Here is a 12,739-nt window from a genome sequence, read left to right as displayed (position 1 = left end):
TATAGTATTAAAATGATTTTATATCCGATAAATAATTTTTGAAAATAGAAAATATTATATAATCAATTTTTACTTCATCTTTAAGAAAATTATTATACATATAATCTATTATTTCTTCATTTGTATTAATGCTGTCAAGACAAATATCATGTTTGTATTTTAAAGAATCATATATATCTAATATTTCTAAAATTTTTACAGGGTAAAATACAGAAGCTTCAAAATTGAGTATATCTTTAGAATCAAAACTAATCAAATACTTATATTCAAAATTAGGTCTTTTACTTCTAATAGAATCTAATAAAGTCATTGAAAGTCCGTATCCGTATCCATAATATTCATGATGAGTTCCTACAGCTAAATTGATATCCTGATTATTAGATATAGAATATTTAAGATAATTATAAGATTTAATAGAATGAGAATATATTTCATTATTATTAATATAATTATTTTCTGTAGGCAGATAATTTATAATTTCTGTTAAAGTAATATCATGCAGTAATGCTGCTGCTGCCATATTTACAATTTCAATATAATCAAATGATCTTATTCCTAATTTAAATATATTATCTAATCTTGACGGATCTTTTATGAATTTATTTTTTTTTGAAATTTTTGTATAATACTGTATATACTTATTCATCCATTTTGCTCTTATTTTTGAGAGCAGTCCCATATTAATATTTTTATTATAGAATATCATAAACTCTATTATATTCATAAATAATCTATTGCTATGATCTATTATATTATGTCCTGTAAATCCTACAGTATCTTTCAGCATATCATATTTTTCATAATGCTTATTTAATAATACAAAGGCACTTTCAGCTGTACTTTTTATTAACTCTTCATAATTAACATTTATATTTTTAGAATCATTTATTTTATCATCATCGTTAATATTGCCTATAACATTTATTCTTTGAATAAGTCCTAATTTTATAAGTATTTCGCCGATAATATTGCAAGCTTTAATAGTAAATTTATCTTTGTTTTCTTCTGCTTGTAATTCTTTTATAAGATTTTTGATATTTTCTATTCTTTGATATTTAGCCATAGATAAAATTTCTTCAAGCATTTGCTCTTGAACTTTGCTTATTTTTTGGGAAGGATCTTTACAGTTAGTAAAAATAGAATAGAAATAATCTTTATTATCAAGCTCATCTAAACCTAGAAAAAAATCAAACATTTCTAAATAAGATTTGTATATATAATATTCTGAGTCTTTAAATAAAATATTATTATCATTTTCAAATAAATAATTAATTTTACTGCTTGGTATTATATTAATTATACCATTTGTATTTTTAGCAATAATTTCTATTTTATCTTTTGATATTACTTCTTTATAGAATTTTAGTTGTTCTAATGGTATTTTTGTATAATTATCTAAATTTATTTCCATTAAACTGCCTATTTATTTTTGCTTTTATTATATTATATTTAATAATTAAATCAAATATTTTTTATTTAAAATATTTAATTGTTAATAAAAATTGTTTTTATTATAGCTTTTAAATTACTTTATTTTTAATTATTCCTGCCATTTTTACTTATAATTTTTATATTTTAGCTGTTAGAATGAGGGTGAAATTTATTATATACTTCAAATAATCTTGAATTTGTTACATGCGTATATCTTTGAGTTGTAGATATTGTTTCATGTCCTAATAACTCCTGAACTCCTCTGATTTCAGCATTATTATTAAGCAGATGAGTAGCGAATGTATGCCTTAATGTATGCGGTGAAAAATCTATAGATATATTAGAATTTCTTATAAGGCGTTTCATAGATGTTCTTATACTTCTGTCGCTTATAGGTTTGCCGAATCTGTTTATAAATAGATAATCATTATTTTGAGAATATTCTTTTTGAATTATTCTTCTTTTTTCTATATATATATCCCAATTATCATACACTATTGGGAGTATAGGTATGTCTCTAACTTTTGAGCCTTTACCGTATATTCTTAAAGTTTCAGAGCCTTTTTTTATCATACTGAGTTTTAATGATGCAAGTTCAGATACTCTTAACCCTATTGCATACATAAATAATGCCATCATCTTATCTCTGACAAGAGTAAAATCTCCGTCATCATTTATTGCTAATATATTATCAATATCTTCTATAGATAAAAAGCTTGCTATATGTTCTTCTCTTTTAGGGCTTTTCATATCTACTATTCTAGTTTTATCGGAATATCCGTTTCTAATTAAATATTTATAAAATTTTTTGATTGAGGATAAATGCCTTGACATAGTGGAATTTGTTAGAGATTTATTTTTTAAAAAAGTTAAATAATCTCTCACTGTATAATGATCAGAATTATCTAATAAAGTATTTTTATCAGCTAAAAATTGAAAATATTCTTTTAGATCTTTTCTGTAGCTGTTAATAGTATGAGCAGCAAAATTTAAAGTCTGCAGATAGTCGCTAAACTCTTCTAATAAAACATATATTTTATTATCTAAAATATAATCATTATGCATATAATAATCCCCATTAAAATTATATTGTTTTGAATTATTATCGAAAGTTTATATTATAAATTTATGAAGTATGTTAACTTGGCATAAAAAATTGTAAAATAATTAATAATTTTCTTTATTTACTAATAAAAAACTTGTTCGTCGCTCTGCGGCCGATATCGGCATAATCCCTGACATTCTGCGAATATCAGGTACTCACAAGTTTTTTATTTTATTGCTATTGATAAACTTTTTTATTATTTCTAATAAAAATTATGAGCTTTGATACTCTCACATTCATAAAAATTGCGGGAGAAAAATAGACTTATAATTCTTATTTTTGGAATTATATCAAGATTCTAAAATATATTTTTATATATGCAGACTTTTTTATACCGAAAATTATTCTATATATTTTTTAAGTTTAGGATAAATTTTATGGGTATTAATATTTTAGATGAAGCTGTTATATTTGAAGATAAAAAAATATATGCAGCATTTCCTAGTATTATAAAACTTAATAATAATAAATGCTTGATAAGTTTCAGAACAGCACCAAAAATAAATAAGCATTATTCTCATCTTCATTCATTGAGTAAATCAATGCTTGCTTATGTAAATTTAAATAATTTAAAAACGGAAAAAGTTTTTGAATTTGCTGAAGAAGATGATGCCGCCAAACAAGATGCACAGCTTTTTAGAATAGATGAAAAAACTATAATGGCATACTATTTCAGATATACATTTCACCCTATGAATGAAAAAGAATTATTTAAAGATTTTACTTTTATAGAATATGATAATACAATAGCTCTTTTAAGCGGTATAGGTGTATGTATAAGTTATGATAATGGTAAAAGTTTTTCAAAGCCTTATATTATAAAAATTGATGAAGATAATTTTAATATTATGAAGCATTTTGCTGCAAGAGGAAGTATATGCAAATTAAATAATGAGCTTCTTTTTCCAATATATGCTTATAAAAATAATAAAAACAAAAATAATTCTAAATATCAATGCTTTATTATTTCCAGCAAAGATTTAATTAATTGGAAGTTAAAAACTTTTTTATGCGAAAGTGATTTTAAAAATATAAAAAGTGATTTTAAAAATATAAATGGAAAAAAATCAAAAATAGAATATGCAGAGCCTTCTTTACTTAATTATAAAAATAATATTATAGCATTCATAAGAACTCATATTGATAATGAATACGGACTTACATCTATAAGTTATTTAAAAGATATAAAAACTTCTAAAAATAGAGATATGATTTTTTCAAAACCTATTTTTACAGATATAAAAGGATATACTCTTAATCCTTTGATTTTGAGTAATGGAAAACTTCTTCTTACTTACGGATACAGATTAAAACCTTACGGAGTGAGAGGATTAATTTTTGATAATCCAGATGATATATTTGATATAGAAAAGATTAATTATAAGGCAAACAATGAAGAGATTATAATAGATTCTGATATGAAAAGTACTGACTGCGGATATCCTTGGTGCATTGAAAATGACGGCATAATATACTCTGTGTATTACGGATATAAAGATAAAAATAAAATTAGAAAAATATATATGAAAAGGTTTACTTTAAATTAAAAATATTGTATAAAATAAATATAACTATATAATAATAAATATTAATAGTGCTTTGGAGATTTCTTATGGACGATAAAGATATAATGGATTCTAATGTCTATCAAATAAAAGAAAATGATTGGAAAATAGAAGAAAATGATAAAACAATTACTTATAAACTTCTGGCATATAAACTATCATCTTGGAGCGAGGATACATATTTAGTTGTTAAAAGTAATAAAAGTAATAAAGGAAATAATTCAAAAGAAATAATAATAGATTGGAATAGTAAGGATTTTGTATTTGCAGAACATAAGGCATTTTTTAGATTTGATGATGATTTGCCTGATAATTTAGATTGTAAAGCCTCTGATAATAGATTAAGTTCTATAATTTTGAATCCTGATTATGTTTATGATAATTTACTTAACTGCAGTATGCTTATAATAAGAGCTTCTCTTGAAAAAAGCAAAACTACTAGAATGTTTGATGTTTCCAAGTTCAGAAATATAGTAAAAAGTTAAAATATAAAAATGGTATTATATATTTTTTAATATTTTTAACTTAATAAAGTTTTTAAAATTCTTTAATTTTCTCTTTAGTTAAATTTCTTATTAATGCTTTAGCTATCTCAATAGAAGATATTATATCATCATAAGAAGCATAGCAGTAATGACTATGAGCATATCTAGTTGCTATACCTAAAACAATACTAGGTATTCCTAAATTAGCTTTATGATAAACTGCACCATTAGTAGAGCCTTTATAACGAACTATAATTTGATGAGCCAAATTATTTTTTTTAGCTGTTTCTATAGCATATTTACTTAATCTAGGATTCGTAATCATACCGCCGTCAATAATTCTAAGCTGAGTGCCTTTTCCTATTGCTCCATGTGCTCTGTCTCCATAATAGAAAGTATCATCAGCTGGAGGACCTTCAAATACTATAACCAAGTCAGGCTTTACTTTATTAGCAGCAACAGAAGCCCCTCTAGTCCCTACTTCTTCCTGAGCTGTCATAATACCTACTAAATTCACATCTAATTTTTCATCTTTCAATGCTTTTAAAGTTTCTATTACACATAAAGCACCAACTCTATTATCTATTGCCTTAGCACATATACTTTTAGTTCTGCTGTCATATCTGAAATCAGCATCAGGAACTATCGGGTCTCCTATGCATATACCGAATACTTCTTCTGTTTCTTTTTTGCTTCTAGTGCCTACATCTATATACATATCGGATAGGGAAGGCAGTTTTCTTCTATCTTCATCTGTCATAAAATGCGGCGGTTTTGAGCCTATTACTCCCTTTATATATTCTCCTGATGAAGATTTTATTACAACAGAATTCGATACTATATTAGGTATATGCCAGCCTCCTAATGGTATAAAAGATATTGTACCATTATCATTTATATGTTCTGTCATAAAGCCTATTTCATCTATATGGCAGTCTAATGCTATTATGGGCTTATTTTTATCTATTTTCTGAAGTCCTAAATATAAATTATTTATTGAATCTCTTTCATTATCTATAAATGAAGTATTGTTTTTTATAATTTCTATAACATCATCTTCAAAACCTGAAGGTCCGAATGCATTTGTTAAATCTTTCATTAAAGTTAAAGTATCATTCATAAAAAAGTCCTTTACTGAGTTTTTAATATAAAAAAAGTCCATATATATTTTTTTATATATATGAACTTCTTTTTATTTCAATATAATTATTTTTTGAATATTCCTAAAGGCTTTCCAACAGGAAGTACTACTCTTCCTAAATTTTTATTTAATACTCCTGCTGCCATACCATAAAATCCGAATAAAGCAGCAACAAGTTCAGATATTCCAGCTATAAGCTGAGTTTCTTTCGGAGCTACTCCCAAATAATTTAATGCCATAGCCACTAATAATACATCTACAGCCAAAAATATAATAAATAATACCTTATGAGCCTCAGCAGCAGCAATACTCAAAGGTGCTACAAGAAATAAATATGCTATACATGCAAAACCGAATTGTTTCATATCAAGACTTTTCTGCATAGCTTCTCCTAAATACCCAACAGAAATAAGCCAAGTTAAAGCTACTGCAAACCAAAACATTCCGAAAGCTCCGAATACAGTTGCTCCTAATACATTATCTTTTTTAAAATCTACAATAGCAGCTACAAACTGAGGAATACATCCTAAAAATATAGCCCAAGGTATGAGTCCTGATACTCCTGTTGTTATTCCTAATTTTTGTGTGGATGCTATAAAACAGATTACAGCAAGACCAAATAAACCATACGGTGCAGGATCTGCTAAGGTTTGAGTTACTTTCACTTCATTATTCATATAAATACTCCTATAAATTGTCTATCTATTAACTAGTATAGAAAAATATATATGCATGTCAAATTTATATTCACATAAATCTAATTTTTTTTAAAAAAAGATGTATTTATTTTGATAGATTGTATTTTTTTATTTAATAAATAATATTTGATTTTTTTGTTAATTTGTTCTTCTTAGTATTATCATACTTATGTCGTCTGATAATATATTGTTTGAAAATGACTTTAATTCTTTTATTATACTTTCTTTTATCACATTAACATCTTTATGAGAATGCTTCATAAATACATTCTTTAAAAGCTCATCTCCGAACATTTTTCCTTCGGTATTAAATATTTCATAAGCTCCGTCAGTAAATATAAATATTATATCATTATGATTTAATTTTATGCTGACTTCAGAATATTCGCTGTCTTCAGACATTCCTACTAAAGGACCTTCTATATTAATTTCTTCTGCTGAATCTTTTGAATAATATATAGGTTTTGGAGAGCCTCCTGATGAACATATAAAATCCCCTGTATTATTATTGTATATAGCATAGAACACAGATGCAAATAAACTTCTGTCAAAATTTTCTTCTATAAAAAACTTATTCAATTCTTTTATGAAATTGGAAGGAGATGTATTTTTATAATTTGTTATTATATGAGAATCGAAAAAAGATTTTATTAGTATAGTAAGCATACTTGCAGCAACGCCATGTCCTGATACATCTGCCAAAAGTATAGAATACCAGCCGTCATTAATGCTTTTTATTCCGCTGTAGTCTCCTGATACTTCATTAGGGGCATAATGAAAAACGGATATATCATTTTTAGGTATAGAAGTATTTCCGTAAGAGAGAATGGATTTTTGAAGCTTTGATGCATATTCAATATCTTTTTTTAATATATTCATATACATAATATTGGATTCTATTGTTTTCTTCAGTCTGATATATGATTTCATTTTTGATAATAATATATCTGTATCTGTAGATTTTAAAAAGAATCCGTCTGCTCCGCATTTATAAGCTTTTAAAAATTCGCTTTTATTATTTGTAGCTGTAAGAAAAAGCACGGCTATATTTTTTAATATATTATCTTTTTTTATATGTTCTGAAAGTCTTGAAGCTCCTGCATTTGGAAGCATATAATCAACTAATATACAGTCTGGTATTTTATCATAAGCCATATTAATAGCTTCTTCATAAGATAAAGCTATGTATGATAAATAGCCTGACTCTTTTAAAAAATTCTGCAGAAATTTTGCATAATCTATATTAGAGTCTGCAATTAAAACTTTCTCTGTTAAAATATTATTTTTCATATTAATAACTTTTAATGAACATATCTTCTAGCTTCTACATTAAATATTAAACCTATAGATATAGAGAAAGTCCATATAGACGAACCTCCGCTGCTTATAAAAGGAAGCGTTAAGCCTGTAATAGGCATCATTCCCACAACCATACCTATATTAATTATGACATGGCATAAAAACATAGCTATAACTCCTGATACAATTAAAGCACCTAGTCTGTCTTTAGCAAAGTATGCAGCCATTGTTCCTCTTATAAATATTACAGCATAAGCCAAAACTACCAAAGCACTGCCGATAAATCCCCATTCTTCGCATATATTAGAAAATATAAAGTCATTTACCTGCTGAGGAATAAAGTTTAATTGAGACTGACTTCCATTTAAAAAGCCTTCTCCCAATAAGCCGCCGCTTCCTACAGCAATAAGAGACTGTATTATATTATAACCAGAACTTAATCTTGTCAGCTGAGGATTCATAAATACTAATAACCTTTGCTTTTGATATCCTTTCAATCCTATATCAAATATAAGAGCTGCCCCTGCACATAAAAATAATACAAAAAATGTAAATGATGCCAATCCTACATATTTGCTATTCATATAAAAATTAAGTATAAGAAGCAATGCTGATAAAAATAAAAATATTCCTGCTAAATATCCTATATATACTCTTTGCGAAAGAAAGTTGAAAAGTATATTATCGATATCATCAGACATTCTTTTATACTCTAAAAACATAGGTATAGAAAGTCCTATAACTCCTATACTTATCAAAGCTATAATATATCTTGTAGGAACTCCTCCGACAAAAAGCATTATAAATACAATAAAACAATATACAAGCACAGTACCTAAATCAGGCTGAAGAAGTACCAAACCTATAGGAATAGCGATAAAAATACCAGCTAAAGCAAAATATTTTACTTCCTTTATTTTATCTCCTATTTGATCCAAATATCCTGCCAAAAATATTATAACTACTATTTTACCAAACTCAGAAGGCTGCATACCGAAAAGCCAGCTGCTGCTTCCGTTTATTGTAGTTCCTACTCCCGGTATTAAAACTAATATTAAAATTCCAAGCATAGGTATATATAAAGACATTCTATGTTCAGCTAATTTAGTATAATTTATAAACATACTGATAAATATTAATACTATTCCTGTGGCACAGAAAAATATAAATTTCAAGAACATCCAGCTTGTTTTTCCAGACTCAGGGGAATATGTTGATGAATATACTGCTATAGCTCCTGCAGTCATTAAGAATATTACAGCTGCCAATATTTTCCAATCAAAGACAAATAGTTTTTTTAATTCTTTTTTATCATTCATATTTTATCCTCTCATCTTGTTCATTTTTTTCTTCTTTTTGCTCTCCGTCAATATTTTCTAATGTTTTTCCGTTTTCCTGAGAGGCTCTCATCTGTTCTCTTGCTAATCTTATCTGCTGATAAATGTACTGCATTCTAGCATATATTACATTTCTTGCATCTACAGCATCTTCTCCGCCTAATATAGAGCGAAGCATTGCAGTAGCAATAGGTCCTGCAGTGGTTCCTCCGCCTCCTCCGCTATGCTCCAGCATAACAGTCACTGCTATCATATTATCTGCAGGTCTTGAATTATAAGGTCCGAATATTGTAACCCAAGTATGGTCTTTACCCTGAGCATTCTGAGCTGTACCTGTTTTTGCTGCCAATTTTATATTAGGAGACCATGCTCCGTTTCTTGCAGTACCTCCTGTTACCGCCATTCTCATTCCTTCTTTTACTACTGTAAAGATATTTTTATCTATATCTAATTTTTTTATTATTACTTTATCATTATTATATATAACTTCATCTGTCTGAGAACTTCTTATTTCTTTAACAACATGAGGTCTGTACATTATTCCGTCGTTAATTATTGCAGAAGTTGCCATATGAACTGCAATAGGAGTAGCAGACATATATCCCTGCCCCATAACATATTGAATAGTGTCACCATCCCACCAATATTCTCCGATTTTTCTTCTTTTCCAATCGGCACTAGGAACGATTCCAACCTTTTCTCCCGGTAAATCTATACCTGTAGCATTTCCAAAGCCAAGCATTTCTGCATATCTTTTTATGAAATTAGGTCCTAATTCATAAGCCAAATTATAAAAGTATGTATTGCAGGAGAATTGTATAGCCTTATACATATTTACATAACCGTGCTGCCCTGTACATCTATAGAATCGATTTTCAAGAAGCATACCGCCTCCGCAGTATCTTGTGGTATTGATGCCTATTCTTTTTTCTGTAAGAGCTCCTACAGATGTTACAAGTTTAAATGTTGAACCCGGAGGATATCTTCCCCTTATAGCCTTATTCCAAAACGGATTTGCAGGATTTTTTATAAGTTCAGCATATTTTTGCACATCTATCTTTCCTATGAATATATTGGGATCATACCAAGGCGAACTTATCATAGCAAGTATTTCACCTGTTGTAGGTTTAGATACTATTATAGTGCCTACCTGACCTCTTATTAAGTTTTCTGCATCCTTTTGTATTTTAGAATCTATGCTTAGTATAAGTTTTTTTCCGGGTATTGGTTTTCCTATAGCAGGACTTATTGTTTCTTTTACTCTGTTTCTTGAGTCTACTATCCATTGTTCATATCCGTCTATTCCTCTAAGCTCCTTATCATAGAACTGTTCAACGCCTTCTTTGCCTATAACACTGTTTCTTCTGTATCCTTCAGCCTGTTTACTTTCAAATTCTTCCTGAGAAATATTTCCAATATATCCTAGTACATGTGTCATAGTCTCGCCTAAAGGATAATGTCTTATGGATTTGCTTCCGTAATATACTCCCGGATATTCTTCTGATCTTTCAGCTAAATAGCTCATTTGAGACATTGATATATTTTCTGATATTTCAACGGATTCATAGCTGTTTTTTGATACTTTTTCCAAACTAGATTTTATATGTCCCAAATCTATATTAAATACTTTTGATACTCTATATAATAATTCTTCTCTTTCAAAATAATTTTTAGGCAGATAAACGGGTATCATATACATAGTGTATGTTTTAATATTTTCTGCTACTATAATACCATTTCTATCATAAATTTCGCCTCTATAAGCATCTATAGGTATTATTTGTTCTTTATTATTTCTTGCAAGGCTGTCATAATGTTCATTTTTTATTATTTGCAAATAGAATAATCTTACTAATAATGAAGCGGTTACTAATACTGATATTATGAATACTGCTATAAGTCTTTTTCTATATTTGAAATCCTCGCTTATTATTTTTTTGTCTTTATTTAATTCTATTTCTAAAAAATTCATAAATAAACCTTTTACCTTTTAGGAATTTTTGCTAATATATAAATACTATATTGAATAAAAAAAATTATCAATACTATAAATAACGGTATTTTTTTATATATTTTTAATTTATTAGTTTGTATTATGTTAATTAATTTCAAAAAATGCTGCAATACTTTATATAAAATTTAAATGCTTATCTTCTATGTATTCAGATTTTACTGACTAATATTTTTAGAAAATGTATTTAAAATTGCAGTAAATATATTTATATTATAATATATGATATTATTTGCTTTAAAGTTTTAAGGCTTGAAAAAATGATTATAATTTAATTCAGTTATAAATTAGGTTATAGCTATGAATAAATATGTTTCTTTTATAATATTTGCTTTTTATGTAAATGCCTTTTCTGTAATGAATGATGATATTTATAAATTAAGCGATTTAAAATATAAGGGCTATGATATATACAGAGAAAAATCTCATATAATGGGCTTTCATAAAGATGAATATAATTATAATTTATTTTTAGAAAATGATAACTTTGATACTAATAATTTATTTATTAAGACATTCGATAAAGATGCAGATATAAAATTAAAAATAAGTACAAAACAAAATCAAAAATATAATATACAAATATTAGAAATAAATATAATTAAGTCAGAAAAAATATTAAATACATATAAAATAAATATATACTACCCGCTATTTAATATAGAGATTACAGACGGATATCATAATTATAAATCTGTAAAAGAAAATAAACTATTCACAATAAAAATAAATAAGAATATTTTTGATAAAATAAATAAAAAAAATATAAGCTCATTTTTAAAAATATATTTTTATTTAAATGGCAGCAAGAAAATAAAAAATTTTAAAGAAATAAATAATAATACAAAAACCATTGATATAGAACTTTTCAGCAGATATCCTTATTATTTTAATGTTTATAATGTAAAAATAATTTATGAATAATATACTTTAGCCTCAGTTTTATTAATTTTTATGAATATCCATTACTCTTATTAACTTTATTTGCTTTTTCCAATAAATCTGTAGGGTTATCAAAAGGCGGCATTGCAAAACTAAATATTGTTTTATTATTTCTGTTGGATATTGCTAAATCTCCAAATTTAATAATGTCCATTCCGATAAGTATATCGCATCCTCCAATATCACAAACACCAGCTCTAATATTTTTTATATTAACTTTATTTAATAATAATACATCTATTAATACAATATCAACAGTATGAATCCCGCTATTTACTCCTCTTACTTTATAACTGTCAATAGGTTTTAATTTAAGTTCTTCATAAACTTTATGAGTAATAGCTGTATTAGTTGCTCCTGTATCCCATACAGCATCGTATTCATTTTCTAATCCAAATTTATTTTTTATTAATACTTTTGTTTTCAATTCTGCAGGTATATGATTGTATTCTAATCTAAATGCAAAATGGTATTTTTTCTTTTTATTAAAAATTGACACGTGAATAGAATCTCCAATTAGTGTCTTCATCATTATTATTAGATACTATTTTTACAGCAAATGTCCCTAATTCCATAGTTTTTACTGATTCATTAATAGCTTCTTCATCGCTATTATATATGCCTTTTAATTCATTACCTTTTATTACTATATGCTTACCTAGATACTTTTTTCTAAACTCTTTTATATGTTCTTCATAAAATTTATTTTCTACTTCAAACATATT

12 protein-coding genes are annotated in these 12,739 nt (G+C 26.5%); 3 read left to right on the top strand and 9 right to left on the bottom strand.

Annotated features, from left to right (window positions below):
* Positions 1-7: 7 nt before the first annotated feature.
* Together QZ288_RS02135 and QZ288_RS02130 are read right to left on the bottom strand one after the other, a co-directional pair.
* Positions 8-1,411: a hypothetical protein gene (locus QZ288_RS02135; protein WP_295154471.1), complete on the bottom strand. Its 1,404-nt coding sequence runs from the start codon at positions 1,409-1,411 to the stop codon at positions 8-10.
* Positions 1,412-1,575: 164 nt separating this feature from the next.
* Complete coding sequence (locus QZ288_RS02130) at positions 1,576-2,496, bottom strand: tyrosine-type recombinase/integrase (protein ID WP_295154469.1); 921 nt, start codon at positions 2,494-2,496, stop codon at positions 1,576-1,578.
* A gap of 417 nt (positions 2,497-2,913) precedes the next feature.
* On the opposite strand from QZ288_RS02130, the gene QZ288_RS02125 reads away from it, so the two are divergent.
* Together QZ288_RS02125 and QZ288_RS02120 are read left to right on the top strand one after the other, a co-directional pair.
* Entirely contained in the window at positions 2,914-4,083 is a 1,170-nt protein-coding gene (locus QZ288_RS02125; protein ID WP_295154467.1) for a sialidase family protein, read from the top strand.
* A 65-nt stretch (positions 4,084-4,148) separates the two neighbouring features.
* Complete coding sequence (locus QZ288_RS02120; protein WP_295154465.1) at positions 4,149-4,586, top strand: hypothetical protein; 438 nt, start codon at positions 4,149-4,151, stop codon at positions 4,584-4,586.
* A 52-nt stretch (positions 4,587-4,638) separates the two neighbouring features.
* Here QZ288_RS02120 and QZ288_RS02115 read toward each other — a convergent pair whose 3' ends face one another.
* The 5 genes from QZ288_RS02115 to mrdA all read right to left on the bottom strand — a co-directional run bounded on the left by QZ288_RS02115 (position 4,639) and on the right by mrdA (position 11,033).
* A complete protein-coding gene (locus tag QZ288_RS02115) occupies positions 4,639-5,706 on the bottom strand; it encodes a M42 family metallopeptidase (RefSeq protein ID WP_295154463.1) in 1,068 nt (355 codons plus the stop codon).
* 86 nt (positions 5,707-5,792) lie between these two features.
* Complete coding sequence (locus QZ288_RS02110) at positions 5,793-6,404, bottom strand: acetate uptake transporter (protein ID WP_295154461.1); 612 nt, start codon at positions 6,402-6,404, stop codon at positions 5,793-5,795.
* A gap of 159 nt (positions 6,405-6,563) precedes the next feature.
* Complete coding sequence (locus QZ288_RS02105; RefSeq protein ID WP_295154459.1) at positions 6,564-7,715, bottom strand: fused response regulator/phosphatase; 1,152 nt, start codon at positions 7,713-7,715, stop codon at positions 6,564-6,566.
* Positions 7,716-7,726: 11 nt separating this feature from the next.
* Positions 7,727-9,043 (bottom strand): FtsW/RodA/SpoVE family cell cycle protein, encoded by a 1,317-nt coding sequence (locus QZ288_RS02100; protein WP_295154457.1) that lies wholly within the window; start codon positions 9,041-9,043, stop codon positions 7,727-7,729.
* Positions 9,036-11,033, bottom strand: a complete 1,998-nt coding sequence (gene mrdA / locus QZ288_RS02095) for a penicillin-binding protein 2 (protein ID WP_295154455.1) — start codon at positions 11,031-11,033, stop codon at positions 9,036-9,038. Before mrdA ends, QZ288_RS02100 begins: the two co-directional genes overlap by 8 nt.
* A 339-nt stretch (positions 11,034-11,372) precedes the next feature.
* On the opposite strand from mrdA, the gene QZ288_RS02090 reads away from it, so the two are divergent.
* Positions 11,373-11,996 (top strand): hypothetical protein, encoded by a 624-nt coding sequence (locus QZ288_RS02090; protein ID WP_295154453.1) that lies wholly within the window; start codon positions 11,373-11,375, stop codon positions 11,994-11,996.
* Positions 11,997-12,024: 28 nt separating this feature from the next.
* Here the strand turns inward: QZ288_RS02090 and QZ288_RS02085 are convergent, their stop codons facing one another.
* Entirely contained in the window at positions 12,025-12,546 is a 522-nt protein-coding gene (locus tag QZ288_RS02085; RefSeq protein WP_295154451.1) for an aspartyl protease family protein, read from the bottom strand.
* Complete coding sequence (locus tag QZ288_RS02080; RefSeq protein ID WP_295154449.1) at positions 12,500-12,736, bottom strand: hypothetical protein; 237 nt, start codon at positions 12,734-12,736, stop codon at positions 12,500-12,502. The genes QZ288_RS02085 and QZ288_RS02080 overlap by 47 nt, the downstream gene beginning before the upstream one ends.
* Positions 12,737-12,739: the final 3 nt, after the last annotated feature.

It is taken from the genome of uncultured Brachyspira sp. (assembly GCF_910578695.1).
GTDB lineage: Bacteria > Spirochaetota > Brachyspiria > Brachyspirales > Brachyspiraceae > Brachyspira.
Note: the sequence above shows the minus strand (reverse complement) of the source record. Positions and strands in the feature narration are given on the sequence as shown.